This window comes from Allobosea sp. P2_B12 (assembly GCF_056404835.1).
Genome location: NZ_JBFUDG010000016.1, coordinates 1 through 15,200, shown reverse-complemented (window position 1 = coordinate 15,200; position 15,200 = coordinate 1). Strand labels below are relative to the sequence as shown.

The following is a 15,200-nucleotide window of genomic DNA, read 5'->3' as shown; positions in this document are numbered from 1 at the left end:
ATTCATGCGGAACGGGAGCGATCGTGGCTGAGGACGGCATCTGGCATGGCGGCGATCTCGCCCAGGCGCGGACGCTGTTTCCCGATGCGCCGCAACCCTGGATCGATCTCTCCACCGGGATCAATCCCATCCCCTATCCGCTTCCCGCGCTGCCGTTAAGCCTCTGGCAGCGCCTGCCCGGCGCCGACGGCGAGGCGGCCTTGCTCGCGGCGGCGCGAACCGCCTATCGCGTTCCTCCCGGCGCCCACATCGTCGCCGCGCCGGGCACGCAGATCCTGATCGACCTGCTGCCGCGCGTGCTGCCGTCGCTGGTCCATGCGGGTCCGGTCGCGGTGCTGGGGCCGACCTATGCCGAGCACGCACAGGCATGGCGCAAGGTGGGTGCTGACGTGACCGAGGCGACTACGCCGGCCGAAACGGCTGACGCCGCTAGCGTCGTGGTGGTCAATCCGAACAATCCCGATGGCCGCAGTCTTCCGGTCGCAGACCTTGCCGCTCTCGCCGCGCGCTGCGCCATGCGCGGCGGCATGCTGATCCTCGACGAGGCCTTTGCCGATTTCACGCCGGAGAACAGCCTGCTGCCGGCCCTGCCGCCCGCGACGATCGTGCTGCGCTCCTTCGGCAAGACCTATGGGCTGGCGGGTGTCCGGCTCGGCTTCGCGATCGGCGAGGCAGGCCCGATGGCCGTGCTGCGCGCCGCGATGGGTCCTTGGGCGGTCGCCGGCCCGGCGCTGGAGATCGGGGCACAGGCCCTGGCCGACTCCGAATGGCTCGCGGCGGCCGGCGCGGCGCGCGCCGCCGATGCAACCCGGCTCGATGCCCTGCTCTCGCCGCTTGGCCGGATCGTCGGCGGCACGGCGCTGTTTCGCCTGCTGGCGACGCCCGATGCGCCGGCGCTCTTTGCGCATCTCGGCCGCCACGGCCTCTATGTCCGCCGCTTCCAGAACGATGCGACATGGCTGCGCTTTGGCCTGCCAGGCGATACCGCAGCCTGGCGACGGCTGGAGGCGGCGGTTGCGTCCTTCGCGCCGCGTGCGGTTTCAGCGTAAGTCTTGCATGCGCCCCACGCCGGGGCAGAGCCGAAACCGCCCGCTAGCTTGCCCGCCGACCTTGCCTGAACACGCCTTGCCTCAAGAGGAATTCACATGCCCGCACTGCCGCCATCAGGCGACCTGACCATCTGCTTCGCTCACGCCGCCTATCAATTGCGGGCCGAGTTCGCGACACGCGGACATGCCGCGAAGAGCTTCGAGGTGCGCTCGCTCGACGAGTTCAAAGCCCGCGCGCATGAGGCCGATGTGGTGGTGGTCTCGGGCCTCTGGCGCAACGAACTGATCGCGACGAGCCCGAAGCTGCGTTTCGTCCAGTCGGTCAGCGCCGGCACGGACCAGTACGACAAGGCGGCCTTCGCCACCGCCGGCATCCGGCTTGCGAGCGCTCAGGGAGCCAATGAGCGGGCGGTTTCCGAGCACGCAATGGCGCTGATCCTCGGCCTGACTCGCCAGATCCACCTCGCCCGCGACAACCAGACGGCCAAGACCTGGCGCCCGATGATCGGCGACCGCGCCCGCCGCGAGGACGAGCTTGCCGGCAAGACGCTGGTGATCGTCGGTCTCGGCCGCATCGGCCTGCGACTGGCGACGCTGGCGGCCGCCTTCGGCCTGCGTGTCATCGGCGTGCGCCGCAGTCCGGAGCCGCAGCCCGGCATCGAGGCGATCGTGCGGCCCGACCAGTTGCACGAGGTCATGGCGCAGGCCGACATCGTCGCGCTGACCTGCCCGCTGACGCCCGAGACGGAAAACCTGATCGACGCCGCCGCGCTGGCCGCGATGAAGCCGACCGCGCTGCTGATCAACGTGGCGCGCGGCAAGGTCGTCGACGAGCGGGCGCTGATCGCGGCCCTGAGCGAAGGGCGCATCGCCGGCGCAGGTCTCGACACCTTCGTCGAGGAGCCGCTGGCCGCGACGTCGCCGCTCTGGGCGATGACGCAGGTCATCGTCACCCCGCACAGCGCCGGCGAGACGCGCGCCTATGAGGGCAATGTCGTCGACCTGCTGATCGAAAACCTCGGCCGGCTGACGCGCGGCGAGAGCGCCCTGCGCAATCAGGTCGTCTAAAGCACAGCCTAGCTACCCACAGCCCTCATCCTGAGGAGCGGCCGAAGGCCGCGTCTCGAAGGATGCTCCAGATTGCACCGGAGCCTCCTGAAGCATCCTTCGAGACGCCGCTACGCGGCTCCTCAGGATGAGGGCTGTGGTGAAACCGAGCAGTCTTGCTGCTCATTCACGCCCGCAATCCGCGCCACCATTGCCGTGCCGCGTCGCGGCTGCGCAGCGCGATCGCATAGGCCGCGCTGCTGCGGACCCCGTCCATGACGCGGCCACGGAGCCTGGTGAGCAGCGCCATGACCCAGGCGAGCCAGCCATAGGTCAGGAGCTTTTCGTGCCCGGCATGGTAGATGCGCTCGACGAGCAGGAAGCTCACCAGATGGGCGAAGCCGAAGATGATCAGGCCGCTTCGGGCGCGGCCATCGGCCATCATCACGAGGCCGAGCAGCTTCAGCGGCTCGGCGACGGCAAAAGGCACGGCGAGCAGGGCCAGGACCGCGAGGCGCGGCTGTCGCGCGATCCAGCGCTCCATCCGCGCGACGATTTCCAGCGACGCGACCCAGGCGATCAGCGGCCGATAGAGCGGCCGGGCGATCTCGTCGATCAGGATCAGGATGGTCAGGATCGTCCGCAGCACGGCGAAGAGGACGCGGGCAAGCGGGCCACGTTCGGGGGATGGCGGTGGCAGCTGCGTCATCGGTGGTCGTCCTTGCGCCGGGCTCATTCTGCGGGCGCTCTTATGCTCGGTGTCGGAACGAACCCAGCAATTCTGAGGCCGTTTCAACAACAATGCCGTCGTCCCGGGCGGAGCAAAGCGTAGACCCGGGACCCATTCCAGAACGTGTCCAAATAAGGTTCAGGAATGGGTCCCGGGTCTCCCTCCGGTCGCCCGGGACGACCGCGCATCTCTGCGCTGAAAGGGGTGTTAGAAGGGCTCCGCGGCGGCCTTCACCCCGCCCGAGCATCGTCGATCATCATCGCGGCGCCCTTCTCGGCGATCATCATCGTCGGATTGGCGGTGTTGCCCGAGGTGATTGCCGGCATCGCGGAGGCATCGATCACGCGCAGGCCCCTGATGCCGCGCACCCGCAACCGTTCGTCGAGCACCGCGCGAGGATCGCCATCGCTGCCCATCTTGGCCGTGCCGACAGGGTGGAAGATCGTCGTGCCCAGGGCCGCGGCAGCGGCAAGCAGGTCCTCGTCGCTCGCGGCAGCGGCGCCGGGCAGATGCTCCTGCGGCCGGAAGCGGGCGAGCGGTGCCTGCTCCACGATCCGGCGGGTCAGCTTCATGGCGTCGACCGCGACCTGCCGGTCGGCTTCCGTATCGAGATAGTTCGGCGAGATCGCCGGGGCGTCCTCGGCATGCGGCGTCTTGATGTGGACATGGCCGCGGCTCGTCGGCCGCAGATTGCAGACGCTGGCCGTGAAGGCATCGAAGGGATGCAGCCCCGAACCCCATGAATCCAGCGAGAGCGGCTGGAAATGATATTGCAGATTGGCCGTGGCGTATTCGGCCGAGGACTTGGCGAAGGCGCCGACCTGCGAGGGCGCCATGGTCAGCGGCCCGCTGCGCAGCGCCGCATATTGCAGCGCCATCAATGGCCGGCGCCAGAGCTTGGCATAGTCGCTGTTGAGCGTGCGCACGCCCTCGACCCTGTAGACCGGCCGGATCTGCAGATGGTCCTGCAAATTCTCGCCGACGCCGGGCAGGTTGGCGACGGTATCGATGCCGAGCCCCTGCAGGCGGGCGCCGTCGCCGATGCCGGAGCGTTCGAGCAAGGCGGGCGAGCCGACGGCGCCGGCGCTGAGCACGACCTCAGCCGTCACCTCGACGCGCAGCTTCTCGCCGCCATGGGTGAACTCGACGGATGTGACCCGGCCCTCCTCGATCACGACGCGCTCAACCAGCACGCCTATTTCGAGCCGGAGATTGCTCTCGCGGTCGTCCAGCACCGGCCGCATGAAGGCATTGAAGCTGCTGAGCCGCCGTCCGCGACGCTGGTTCACCTGGAAATAGGACGAGCCCTCGTTGTCGCCGGTGTTGAAATCGTCGATCTTGGCGATGCCCGCTGCTGCCGCCGCCTCGCGGATCGCATCGAGAATGGCCCAGCGCACGCGCGGATGCTCGACGCGCCATTCCCCGCCGGATTTGTGCATGCCGCCTGTGCCCGGGCCGGCATGGTCTTCATGCGCCAGGAAATAGGGCAGCACATCGTCCCAGCCCCAGCCGGAAAGCCCGAGCTGGCGCCAGCCATCGTAATCGGCGGCCTGCCCGCGCATATAGACCATGGCGTTGATCGCGGACGATCCGCCGAGCACCTTGCCGCGCGGATAGGCCAGGGCACGGCCACCCAGCCCCGCCTGCGGCTCGGTCTTGAACAGCCAGTCGGCGCGCGGATTGCCGATGGCGAAGAGATAGCCGACGGGGATGTGGAACCAGATCCAGTCGTCCCGCCCGCCTGCCTCCAGCACGAGCACCCGTGTCTTGGGATTGCGCGAGAGCCGGTTGGCGAGCACGCAGCCGGCCGAGCCGGCGCCGATCACGACATAATCGTAAGTGCCGACCGTGCGGCGTCCGGCATCATCTCGATCGGCCATGGCGTTTCCTGCTCGCGATGGCGGGTGTCGCCCCGCTCTCGTCAGGCGAGGGATACGGTGCATGGGGCGGCGGGGCAATGCGTGCGCGCTCGCAATGCGGATGTGCCGCAGCGCCCGGTCTCGGCCCGCGCCTTGCTAGGGTCGTGGTGAGCGGTTGATATGGCGTCGGGGCCTCTTGGCCGCGTCCGGGAGACGGTTGATGGGGTATCGCGTCGCGGTCGGCAGGCAGTCTTATGCCTTCGCCGATCTCAGGGAGTTGATGGCGAAGGCGACGCCGCTGCGCTCGGGCGACGTGCTGGCGGGTCTGGCGGCCGGCAGCATGGAGGAGATGATGGCGGCCCGGATCGCGCTGGCCGATCTGCCGCTGCGGACCTTCGTGCACGAGGCGCTGGTTCCCTACGAAATCGACGAGGTCACCCGCCTGATCGTCGACAGCCACGATGCGGCAGCCTTTGCGCCGGTTGCCACGCTGACGGTCGGCGAATTCCGCGACTGGCTCTGCTCGGAGGCCGCGACGACCGACGCGCTCGCCCGGCTCGCGCCCGGCATCACGCCGGAGATGGCGGCTGCCGTCTCCAAGCTGATGCGCAACCAGGATCTGATCCTCGTCGCGCGCAAATGCAGCGTCGTCACGCGCTTCCGTAACACGCTCGGTCTGCCCGGCCGGCTGGCCGTGCGCATCCAGCCCAATCATCCGACCGACGATGCCGCCGGCATCCTCGCCTCGACCATCGACGGCCTCAGCTATGGCTGCGGCGATGCCGTCATCGGCATCAACCCGGCCTCCGACAGCACGGCCCGGATCGGCGAACTCCTGCGCCTGCTCGACGGCGTCATCGCGCGCTTCGACATCCCGACCCAGGCCTGCATCCTGACCCACGTCACCTCCTCGATCGCGCTGATCGAGCAGGGCGCGCCGGTCGATCTGGTCTTCCAGTCGGTCGCCGGCACGCAAGCCGCCAATGCCTCCTTCGGCGTGACGCTTGCGCTGCTGCAGGAGGGGCTGGAGGCCGGCCGTTCGCAGAAGCGCGGCACAGTCGGCGACAACGTCATGTATTTCGAGACCGGGCAGGGCGCGGCGCTCTCGGCCAATGCCCATCACGGTGTCGACCAGCAGACGCTGGAAGCCCGCGCCTATGCCGTCTGCCGGGCCTATCAGCCGCTGCTGGTCAACACCGTCGTCGGCTTCATCGGTCCGGAATATCTCTATGACGGCAAGCAGATCATCCGGGCCGGGCTGGAGGACCATTTCTGCGGCAAACTGCTCGGCGTGCCGATGGGCTGCGACATCTGCTACACCAACCATGCCGAGGCCGATCAGGACGACATGGACACGCTGCTGACCCTGCTGGGCACGGCCGGCGTCAACTTCATCATGGGGGTGCCCGGCGCCGACGACATCATGCTGAATTACCAGTCGACCTCCTTCCACGACCAGCTCTACATCCGCGAGGTTCTCGGACTGAGGCGCGCGCCCGAGTTCGAGGACTGGCTGCGGCGGATGGACATCATCGACCCCACCGGGCGGCTGAGCGCGGGGCAGGGCGGGCAGGCGCTGTTATCGGCGCTGCATGGGCGGGCAGCATGACCGGCGACGGCAATTTTCCGAGCGGCGGTATTTTCGCGCTGTCATCCTGGGCGACCGAAGGTCGTCCCGGGATCCATCGGAGGGCTCCGGCGCGCTACGATGGATCCCGGAGCTGCGCCGCTGCGCGGCTTGTCCAGGATGACGGTGGAGCCTTGCCGTTCGACTGTGCCACAGGCTCAGGCGCATGAACGAGCCGGATGAGCCACCCCGGCCCGCGACCCGCTTCGCCGATCTTGCCCGGCTGACCTCGGCGCGGATCGCGCTTGGCCGCACCGGCGCCTCGCTGCCGATGCGCGAGGTGCTGCGCTTCGGCCTCGCCCATGCCCAGGCGCGCGACGCGGTTCATACGCCCTTCCGTCCCGACGAGGTCGCGGTGGAATTGGCCGGGCTCGGCCTCGAGATGCTGATGGCGCAAAGCGAGGCGCGTTCCCGCACGGACTATCTGCGAAGGCCCGATCTCGGCCGCAGTCTGTCGCCGGAGAGTGAGGTGGCGCTTGCGGCGCGCCATGGCGCCTTCGACCTCGCCATCGTCGTCGCCGACGGACTGTCCTCGACCGCCGTGCATCAGAACGCCGTGCCGTTCATCGCCGCGCTGCTGCCTATCCTGCAACGCCAGAAACTGACGCTGGCGCCTGTCGTCATCGCGGCTCAGGCCCGCGTCGCGCTCGGAGACGAAGCGGGCCTCGCGCTGGGCGCGCGGATGGTGGCGGTGCTGATCGGTGAGCGTCCCGGCCTGTCCTCGCCGGATTCGCTCGGCGCCTATCTCACCTTCGGCCCGCGGCGCGGACTGACCGACGCCGTGCGCAACTGCATCTCGAACATCCGCCCCGGCGGGTTGAGTTTCGGGGATGCCGCCTTCAAGCTCGCCTGGTTGATCGACCAGGGCTTGCGTCGCGCGCTCACCGGCGTCGACCTCAAGGACGACAGCGACGCGGCGTTGGAGGCGGGTGTGGCGCCCGTGGCGCTTCCGGAGCGCTGAACTTCAGCCGGGAAAGCCGCCCTCGCTGAGAAAGGCCTGCTCCTCCGGCGTGGTCTCGCGTCCGAGCAGGGCGTTGCGATGTGGGAAGCGGCCGAAGCGCCGAATGATCTCGCGATGGCCCTCGGCATACTCCCGAGCATCCCCACCCAGCGGGGTGCTGAGCTGCACCGAGAGATCCTGGTCCGCGAGATCCTCGGAATGGCAGAAGGGCAGATGCAGGAACAGCCGCAGCTCCGCCGCGATGGCCTCGCCATGGCCGGACTCATGCGCCCGTCCCGCGAAAAGCCGCGCCAGCGGATCGGTGGCGTACATATGCGCCGTGTCGCGGAAGCTGTTGCGCGGGAACTGGTCGAGCAGGATCGCGAGCGCGAGCGACCCCTGCGCCGTGCCCGCCCAATGGTCGAGCTCCCGCCGTGCCGCCGCGAAGTGGAGTGGCATGAAGCGCTCGCGGAACAGGATGTCGAAGGCGGCATCCTTCGTGAACCAGCGCTCCGGCCCGGCATCGCGCCAGAAATCGACCACCGTTTCCGCTTCGGCGGCGGCGGCCCGCGACCTGTCGGCGCTGCTGCACTCCATATCCGTTCCTCCATGCTCGCCTGTCGCTCAATCGCGCGGGACGGCGTTGGTTCATGCCGGCTTCGGGCCTTGTCGTTGATCCATGCCAAGGCGTCCGGTCGGGGTGGTGGTACGCCGCACTCGCGGCGATGGCGATCCGCTGATATAGACCGGTTCCAATGACGGAGGCTGGCACGGCCTCCACGCTAGGTAGTTCTTCCATGCTCCTGAAAATCGGCACGCGCCGCAGCCCGCTGGCGATCGCGCAGACCAACTACATTACCGGGCTGATCAAGGTGAAGCATCCCGAGACCGAGTTCTCGCTGCATCCGATCAAGACGATCGCCGACAAGGACCGCGTCTCCGAATTCCACCAGTTCGGCATCATCGGCGTGTTCTCGACCGAGCACGAGGAACAGCTCGTCTCGGGCGAGGTCGATATCGTCGTCCACTCGCTGAAGGATTTACCGACGACCCTGCGCGAGGGCCTCGTGCTGGCCGCCGTGCCAGAGCGCGTCGATCCGCGCGACGTGCTCTGCGGCGCGACGCTTGCGGATTTGCGGCAGGGCGCCCGCGTCGGCACGGGCTCGCTGCGCCGGCGTTCGCAGATGCTCAGCCTGCGGCCTGATGTCGAGATCGTGCCGATTCGCGGCAATGTCGGGCCGCGCCTGGCTAAGATCAACGGCGATGACGGGCTCGATGCGGTGATACTGGCGCAGGCCGGGCTGCAGCGCCTCGGACTTGAGGGCGCGACCTCGGAACTGCTCGACCCCGTGCTGTTCCCCTATGCGATCGGACAGGGCGCGCTCGGTGTCCAGGCCCGCGCCGCCGATACCGCGATTCTCGCCATCCTCAAGGACATCGAGAACCCGAAGGCACGCGCCGAGGTCGATGGCGAGCGCGCGATGCTGCACGCGCTCGGGGCCGGCTGCAGCCTGCCCGTGGGCGCCAGCGCGACCTGGCGCGACGACCGGCTCCACCTTCACGCGCAGATCACCTCTTATGATGGCGGCAAGCGCATCACCGCCAGCCTCGACCGCCCCGGCAGCGAAGCCGTCGAACTGGGTCTCGCCGTGGCTGAAACGCTACGGCTGGCTGGCGGCGTTGATGTCCTCGAAGCGTCCTATCGCAGCGTCGGCGCCCATTTCAAATATGTCGGGGCCTGACCAGCGGCGCGCGACGGCCTCTTGATCGGGCAGGCCGCCCGGCCTCAGATGGCGGAATGAAGAGGCCGACGCTGTCCGAGTCGCGCAAGGCGGGCTCCATCTCGGGCGAGCCCGGCCCGGACGATGACCGCCATGATTTCGTCAGCCGCGACGTCGGCGAGACGCAAGCCTGGCTGGTCGATTTGCTGCGCCGCGACCTCGTGCTCGCGCCCTTGCGTCCCGATGGCTTCGAGGCGCGCCTGACCGGTCGCAGCCTCGCCTCCGCCAACCTCGTCCGGGCCGAATATTCCGGCGGCATGCGGCTGCGACGCGGCACGCCGCACGACAATTTGACCGTCCGCATCGTCGCTGCCGGCGGGACCCTCTATTCGGTCGGCCAGGAGACGCTGGCAGCCGTGCCTGGGCAGGGGCTGATCCTCAACACGGCCTTGGCCGAAAGTGGAGAATATGCCGAGGGCAGCGTGCATTCGACCTTCACGCTGCATGGCGAGGAGGTCGCGCGGACACTGCAATCCGCCTTCGAGCGCCCTGTGACGAAGCGGCTGGATTTCGCTGTGCCGTTCGATGTCCACACCGCCACCGGGGCGACGCTAGCGGGCATCATGGCGGCCATCGCGGCGGGCTTCCGAGGCGACGCCCCGCTCGCGAGCGCGCCGCATGCGGCGCGGCGGCTGCGAGATGCCCTGATCATGCTGATCCTGGAAACCTTCCCACACCCCTATTCGTCCTGGTTCGAACGGCAGGCGCCGGCGCCGGCGCCATGGCTGATCCGGCGGGCGATCGAATTCATCGACGCGCATACCTCCGGCCCGCTGACGGTCCAGGATGTCACCGAGGCCATCGGCATCGGCCTGCGCTCGCTGCAGGAAGGCTTTCGCCGCCACAAGCAGATGTCCCCGCACGACTACCTCAAGCAGGCGAGGCTTGCCGGCGTCAGGGCGGAACTGCTCGACCCGCTCTCGACCCGCTCGATCGAGGAGATCGCGCGGCATTGGGGCTTCGTCAACCGCGGGCATTTCGCGCTCGACTACCGCCGGACCTTCGGCGAACGGCCCTCGCAGACCCGCCATACCCGCTGAGCGAGCGCCGTTCCTGCGGCACGACCAAACAATAACGGCATCGGCGCGGCATGGTTAGCGAAGTGCTGACATCGGCGGCCGGACTGACTCGGGCGGCGCAAGCCCGACTCCAGGCGCGCATGATAGTCAACAACACATCAAGATAATCGGTTGGTTCGTTAAGTGAATTATAAGTGAATAAGCTTATAAATCGCAGTGACCATATTGTGAATATTGGTCATATCTCAGAATTGGTGTGTTCGGCATGAGCAAAAAAGGCGCCGGGAGTGTGGTTCGGATCGAGTTAGGATCCGATATTACCATACGTAATTCAAGATCGACGGCGACTTCGCTCGTTGGCTTGGTTAATTCGGGCTCCGGCGTCGAGATCGACTGTGCTGCCGTCGAGCAGGCCGACATCACATTCGTCCAGATGATGGTCAGCGCGGAGAAGACCTTCGCTGCGCACGGCCTGCCTTTCGCGATTCTGGCGGAAACGGAGAGCGTCCGCTCCGCCTTCGAGCGCGCCGGGGTGCCGTTGCCCGGCATGCGGCACGCCGACCTATCCAGGAATTGACCATGGCCAGCATTCTCACCGTCGATGATTCGCCGAGCGTCCGGCAGATGATCAAGCTCGTGCTCGGGCCGGCCGGTCACACTGTCGTCGAGGCCGGCGACGGCTCGGAAGGCCTCGCCAAGGCCCAGGCGCAAAGCTTCGATCTCGTCATCACCGACCTCAACATGCCGGTGATGAACGGCATGCAGATGATCAAGGCCCTGCGCGCGCTGCCGGCCTTCATGGGCGTGCCGATCGTCTTCCTCACCACGGAATCCGACGACGCCGTCAAGCAGGAGGCCAAGGCCGCCGGCGCGACGGGCTGGATCACCAAGCCGTTCAAGCCCGAGCAGTTGCTCGCCGTGGTCGCAAAGCTGGTGAGGACCTGATGGAACTCGATCCCGCAGAAACCTTCCGCCAGGAAGCTGCCGAGCTGCTCGATTCGCTTGAGACGGTGCTGCTCGACCTCGGCCAGACCCCGCAGGACCGGGACCTGATCGACGCCGCCTTCCGGGCGCTGCACACGATCAAGGGCTCGGGCGCGATGTTCGGCTTCGACAAGGTCGCGGCCTTCACCCATGATTTCGAGACGGCCTTCGATCTGATCCGCAAGGGCAAGATCGATGCGAACCACGACATCGTCACGGTCTCGCTCTCGGCCCGCGACTATATCCGCACGCTGATCGACGATCCCGATTCCACCGATCCGATCATCGGCGAGGCCATCGTCGAGGAACTGCAGCGCCTGATTGGCGGCGGCCCGAGTGCATCGCATGGCGTCGCGCCGACCGAAGCGGCGGACACTGCCGCGGTGGCTGCGCCGGCCGAACCGGCCCAGGCCGGGTGGACGATCGAGATCGCCTTTGAGCCGGACATCCTGCGCAACGGCACCAATCCGCTGGTGCTGCTCGACGATCTGCGGGCGCTCGGTCCCTGCGTCGTCGAGGCCGATCTGGAAAAGGTGCCGGAGCTCGACGCGCTCGATCCGGAAAGCTGCCTGATCGCCTGGACGGTGACGCTGCAGAGCGCCTGCTCGAAGGACGAGATCGAGGACGTCTTCATGTTCGTCCGCGACGAGATGAAGCTCGTCATCTCCGCGCTCGACGAGCCGGGCGCGTTGCTCCTTCCGGCGCTGGACATGTCGATGCCCGACGACGTGCCGGAGCTCGCCGCCGTCGCATCCCCGCCGCGAGCCGCCGCTCCGCTCCCGGCTGCTGCTGCGCCCACGGCCGAGAAGGCCGAGTTCAACCGTCGCGCCGACGACAAGACCTCCACCGTCCGGGTCCAGGCCGAGCGCCTGGATGAGCTAATGGACCGGGTCGGCGAACTCGTCATCGCTCAGGCCCGTCTCAGCCAGATCGCCCATTCCGGCACCGATCTCGCGATCAAGGCGATCGCCGAGGAAATCGAGCGCCTGGCGTCGGGCCTGCGCGACTCGACCATGGGCGTGCGCATGGTGCCGATGGGCTCGCTCTTCGGCCGCTTCCGCCGCCTCGTCCACGACCTCTCGCGCGATCTCGGCAAGCCGGTCGACTTCGTCACGGTCGGCGAGGACACCGAGATGGACAAGACCATGATCGAGCGCCTCGCCGATCCGCTGGTGCATCTCATCCGCAACGCCATCGACCACGGCATCGAAAGCGCCGAACAGCGCAGCCAGACGAACAAGTCGGGCACCGGCCGCATCGAGCTCGCCGCCCGCTATGTCGGCGCCCAGGTGCTGGTCACCGTGCAGGATGACGGCGCCGGGCTCGACACCGCCCGCATCCGCGCCAAGGCCGAGGAGAACGGCTTGATCCAGCCGGGCGCAAGCCTGAGCGAGCACGAGATCCACCAGTTCCTGTTCCACCCCGGCTTCTCGACGGCCAAGACGATTTCGGCGCTGTCGGGCCGCGGCGTCGGCATGGACGTGGTCAAGCGCACCATCGAGGCGATGCGCGGGACCATCGACCTGACCACGATCCCCGGCCACGGCTCCTCGGTGACGCTGCGCCTGCCGCTGACGCTGGCCATCATCGACGGGCTGCTGATCCGCGTCGGCGAGGGCCGCTACATCATCCCGCTTTCGGCGGTCGAGGAATGCATCGAGCTGACGGCGGAAGCGGAGGCCCGCGCCAAGGGCCGCAGCTTCCTCAATGTGCGCGGCGAGCTCGTGCCCTTCCTGCGCCTGCGCGACGTCTTCGATGCCGAGGGCCAGCCCGATCCCCATCAGAAGGTCATCGTGTCCTCGATCGGCGACACCCGCGTCGGTCTCGTCGTCGACCAGATCATCGGCAGCCACCAGACGGTGATCAAGTCGCTGTCCAAGCTCCACTCCGACGTCACCATGTTCTCCGGCGCGACCATCCTCGGCGATGGCTCGGCGGCGCTGATCATGGATGTCGCCCAGCTCGTCACGCTCGGCCAGGCCCGGGCTGAGAGCGACAGAACGCCGGAGGCCGCGTGATGAACCACCTCCAGATCCAAGAGGCTGCCAGGGGCGCGCCGCCGGTGATCGAGACCCGCCTGCAGGTGCTGATGGTCGGCCTCGGCAACGAGATCTTCGCCATCGAGACCGACATGGTCCGCGAGATCATCGATCCCGTTCCGGTGACGCGCGTCGCCGGCGCCCGCTCCTTCCTGCCCGCGCTGATCAATGTGCGTGGCAACGTTATTCCGCTCGCCGATCTGCGCATCCGCTTCGGCATGCAGAAGACATCCCAGACGCCCGACACCCGCATCGTCGTCGTCGAGGTCGAGATCGACGGCGACCCGGTCACGCTCGGGCTGCTTGCCGACAAGGTCTACGAGGTGACCGAAGTCTCGACGAAACACGCCCAGCAGACGCCGCGCCTCGGCAGCCATTGGCGGCCGGACTTCATCCGCTTCATCACCAAGTGGAACGACGAATTCGTCATCGTTCCCGACATGGCCCGCATCCTGGGCTGAGCACTGTTTTCCATTCGGGGGCTTCCAAGATGCGCTTCACGATCAAGGCCAAGCTCGCCACAACGTTCGGGCTTGTCATCGCACTGGCGATGATCTCCGGTGGCGTCGCCTATTACGAACTGGGCGAGCTTGAAAGTTCGCAGCAGAGTGTCATCAGCCAGGGCCAGCGCGTCGCCAAGATCGGCGATCTGCAGATCGAGCTTCAGGCGCAGATTCGCGCCGAGAAGGATGCGATGCTGGCGACGACGGACAAGGCGATCGAGGCCGCCGCAGCGGAGATGCTGATCCATCGCGAGAACGCGGCGCGCATCACCGGTGAACTTTACAGCATCGATGGCGAGCAGGGCAGGCGGCTCATCGATCAGGCCAAGGCGAAGGGCAAGGTTCTCAACGATATCCAGGACGAAACGCTGCGGAACGCCAAGCACAACTCGTCCAACCGCGCCGAGGCGCTCTGGACTGCCGAGGGTCTGCCAGCGCTCGCCGCCCAGAATAGTGTCATCGAGCCGATTCTCGCGGAGCTCGAGAAGGCGACGGGGTCTCTCCAGCACGAACACGCCGTCCGGTTGGCCATCGTGGCCCGCTATGAGACGGCGCGCATGCTGCGCATGCTGATCGAGACCATGACCGCCTCGACGATGGCCGATCTCGACGCTCGCAGCCGTCTGGCGCTGGCGCAGATCGACGGTTTCAAGAAGGCGATGGCGGCGGCATCGGCTTCTCTGAAGGAGGTCGGCGTCGTGACACAGGCGCTCGAGGCGCGTGCCGAACAGGTCGGCGGGGTTGCATTCCGCGCGATCGAGATCGCCCGGGAAGGCGGGGTGATCAAGGCGATCGAACTCAGCAAGGGCGAGGGCCGCAAGGCGCTGACCGAGACGATCTCGGCGTTCGACGCCTATAGCGGATTCGCCGAGAAGCGCATGACCGAGATCGGTGCGACCGCGGCTGCGTCCGCCACCTTCGCGAAGATGCTGCTGATGGTGATCGTCGGCGCCTCGCTGGTCATTGCCCTCATCGCCGCGGTCTGGATTGCGCTCAGCATCAGCCGTGGCCTTGCCGGCGCCGTTGGCCTTGCCAATGCGGTCGCAGCCGGCGATCTGACACGGACCGTCGAGGCTCGCACCAACGACGAGGTCGGCGATCTCGTGACGGCGCTGAACGGCACCGTCGAAAAGCTGCGCCAGGTCGTCGGGGACGCCATCCAGGCTGCGGAGAACGTGTCGTCTGGTTCGCAGGAGCTGTCTGCGAGTGCCGAGCAGCTGTCGCAGGGCTCGACGGAGCAGGCCTCGTCGACGGAGGAGGCCTCGTCCTCGATGGAGGAGATGGCGGCGAATGTGAAGCAGAACGCCGAGAACGCGGCGACGACCGAGAAGATGGCCGGCCAGTCGGCCAAGGATGCGGAGGCTTCGGGCATCGCGGTCGGCAAGGCGGTCGAGGCGATGCAGACGATCGCGGCCAAGATCAACATCGTCCAGGAGATCGCCCGCCAGACCGACCTCCTGGCGCTGAACGCGGCGGTGGAAGCGGCGCGGGCCGGCGAGCACGGCAAGGGCTTTGCGGTGGTGGCCTCGGAGGTGCGCAAGCTGGCCGAGCGCAGCCAGGCGGCGGCTGCCGAGATCGGCACGCTCTCGGTCGATACGGTGAAGGTGGCGCAGGAGGCCGGC

General features: G+C 67.6%; 14 protein-coding genes. 11 read left to right on the top strand and 3 right to left on the bottom strand.

Going from position 1 to position 15,200, the window contains the following annotated elements:
• The first annotated feature begins 23 nt into the window (after nt 1–23).
• Both cobD and AC1DYU_RS24445 read left to right on the top strand, forming a co-directional pair.
• Nucleotides 24–1,049, top strand: a complete 1,026-nt coding sequence (gene cobD / locus AC1DYU_RS24450) for a threonine-phosphate decarboxylase CobD (protein WP_476793895.1) — start codon at nt 24–26, stop codon at nt 1,047–1,049.
• Nucleotides 1,050–1,145: 96 nt separating this feature from the next.
• The gene (locus AC1DYU_RS24445; RefSeq protein WP_476793894.1) at nt 1,146–2,117 is read left to right on the top strand and encodes a D-2-hydroxyacid dehydrogenase; all 972 of its coding nucleotides are present in this window, start codon (nt 1,146–1,148) and stop codon (nt 2,115–2,117) included.
• Between the two features lie 166 nt (nt 2,118–2,283).
• On the opposite strand, the gene AC1DYU_RS24440 is transcribed toward AC1DYU_RS24445, so the two are convergent.
• Nucleotides 2,284–2,805 carry a hypothetical protein gene (locus AC1DYU_RS24440; RefSeq protein ID WP_476793893.1) on the bottom strand — a complete coding sequence of 174 codons (522 nt, stop codon included), beginning with the start codon at nt 2,803–2,805 and terminating at the stop codon, nt 2,284–2,286.
• Nucleotides 2,806–3,056: 251 nt separating this feature from the next.
• The gene (locus AC1DYU_RS24435; RefSeq protein WP_476793892.1) at nt 3,057–4,706 is read right to left on the bottom strand and encodes a GMC family oxidoreductase; all 1,650 of its coding nucleotides are present in this window, start codon (nt 4,704–4,706) and stop codon (nt 3,057–3,059) included.
• Nucleotides 4,707–4,905: 199 nt separating this feature from the next.
• Here AC1DYU_RS24435 and AC1DYU_RS24430 point away from each other — a divergent pair, with 199 nt between their 5' ends.
• On the top strand, nt 4,906–6,294 hold the full coding sequence (locus AC1DYU_RS24430; protein ID WP_476793891.1) for an ethanolamine ammonia-lyase subunit EutB: 1,389 nt from the start codon (nt 4,906–4,908) through the stop codon (nt 6,292–6,294).
• A gap of 184 nt (nt 6,295–6,478) precedes the next feature.
• Entirely contained in the window at nt 6,479–7,273 is a 795-nt protein-coding gene (eutC, locus tag AC1DYU_RS24425) for an ethanolamine ammonia-lyase subunit EutC (protein WP_476793890.1), read from the top strand.
• A 3-nt stretch (nt 7,274–7,276) separates the two neighbouring features.
• Here the strand turns inward: eutC and AC1DYU_RS24420 are convergent, their stop codons facing one another.
• Complete coding sequence (locus AC1DYU_RS24420) at nt 7,277–7,849, bottom strand: DUF924 family protein (protein ID WP_476793889.1); 573 nt, start codon at nt 7,847–7,849, stop codon at nt 7,277–7,279.
• A 200-nt stretch (nt 7,850–8,049) separates the two neighbouring features.
• On the opposite strand from AC1DYU_RS24420, the gene hemC reads away from it, so the two are divergent.
• The 7 genes from hemC to AC1DYU_RS24385 form a co-directional block, all read left to right on the top strand.
• A complete protein-coding gene (gene hemC / locus AC1DYU_RS24415; protein ID WP_476793888.1) occupies nt 8,050–8,994 on the top strand; it encodes a hydroxymethylbilane synthase in 945 nt (314 codons plus the stop codon).
• A 56-nt stretch (nt 8,995–9,050) separates the two neighbouring features.
• Complete coding sequence (locus AC1DYU_RS24410; RefSeq protein ID WP_476793887.1) at nt 9,051–10,073, top strand: AraC family transcriptional regulator; 1,023 nt, start codon at nt 9,051–9,053, stop codon at nt 10,071–10,073.
• Nucleotides 10,074–10,317: 244 nt separating this feature from the next.
• Nucleotides 10,318–10,629: an STAS domain-containing protein gene (locus AC1DYU_RS24405; protein ID WP_476793886.1), complete on the top strand. Its 312-nt coding sequence runs from the start codon at nt 10,318–10,320 to the stop codon at nt 10,627–10,629.
• Between the two features lie 2 nt (nt 10,630–10,631).
• Complete coding sequence (locus AC1DYU_RS24400; RefSeq protein WP_476793885.1) at nt 10,632–10,997, top strand: response regulator; 366 nt, start codon at nt 10,632–10,634, stop codon at nt 10,995–10,997.
• A complete protein-coding gene (locus AC1DYU_RS24395) occupies nt 10,994–13,054 on the top strand; it encodes a chemotaxis protein CheA (protein ID WP_476793957.1) in 2,061 nt (686 codons plus the stop codon). The genes AC1DYU_RS24400 and AC1DYU_RS24395 overlap by 4 nt, the downstream gene beginning before the upstream one ends.
• Nucleotides 13,054–13,536, top strand: a complete 483-nt coding sequence (locus AC1DYU_RS24390) for a chemotaxis protein CheW (RefSeq protein ID WP_476793884.1) — start codon at nt 13,054–13,056, stop codon at nt 13,534–13,536. Before AC1DYU_RS24395 ends, AC1DYU_RS24390 begins: the two co-directional genes overlap by 1 nt.
• Before the next feature lie 29 nt (nt 13,537–13,565).
• The coding region (locus tag AC1DYU_RS24385; protein ID WP_476793883.1) for a HAMP domain-containing methyl-accepting chemotaxis protein at nt 13,566–15,200 on the top strand (1,635 nt) is incomplete at its 3' end.

What these genes read in the sequence shown, in the direction of transcription:
- AC1DYU_RS24440 (WP_476793893.1), bottom strand. Translation starts at nt 2,805, where the DNA reads ATGACGCAGCTGCCACCGCCATCCCCCGAACGTGGCCCGCTTGCCCGC.
- AC1DYU_RS24390 (WP_476793884.1), top strand. Translation starts at nt 13,054, where the DNA reads ATGAACCACCTCCAGATCCAAGAGGCTGCCAGGGGCGCGCCGCCGGTG.
- AC1DYU_RS24430 (WP_476793891.1), top strand. Translation starts at nt 4,906, where the DNA reads ATGGGGTATCGCGTCGCGGTCGGCAGGCAGTCTTATGCCTTCGCCGAT.
- AC1DYU_RS24445 (WP_476793894.1), top strand. Translation starts at nt 1,146, where the DNA reads ATGCCCGCACTGCCGCCATCAGGCGACCTGACCATCTGCTTCGCTCAC.
- AC1DYU_RS24435 (WP_476793892.1), bottom strand. Translation starts at nt 4,706, where the DNA reads ATGGCCGATCGAGATGATGCCGGACGCCGCACGGTCGGCACTTACGAT.
- eutC (WP_476793890.1), top strand. Translation starts at nt 6,479, where the DNA reads ATGAACGAGCCGGATGAGCCACCCCGGCCCGCGACCCGCTTCGCCGAT.
- AC1DYU_RS24405 (WP_476793886.1), top strand. Translation starts at nt 10,318, where the DNA reads ATGAGCAAAAAAGGCGCCGGGAGTGTGGTTCGGATCGAGTTAGGATCC.
- AC1DYU_RS24420 (WP_476793889.1), bottom strand. Translation starts at nt 7,849, where the DNA reads ATGGAGTGCAGCAGCGCCGACAGGTCGCGGGCCGCCGCCGCCGAAGCG.
- AC1DYU_RS24410 (WP_476793887.1), top strand. Translation starts at nt 9,051, where the DNA reads ATGAAGAGGCCGACGCTGTCCGAGTCGCGCAAGGCGGGCTCCATCTCG.
- hemC (WP_476793888.1), top strand. Translation starts at nt 8,050, where the DNA reads ATGCTCCTGAAAATCGGCACGCGCCGCAGCCCGCTGGCGATCGCGCAG.
- AC1DYU_RS24400 (WP_476793885.1), top strand. Translation starts at nt 10,632, where the DNA reads ATGGCCAGCATTCTCACCGTCGATGATTCGCCGAGCGTCCGGCAGATG.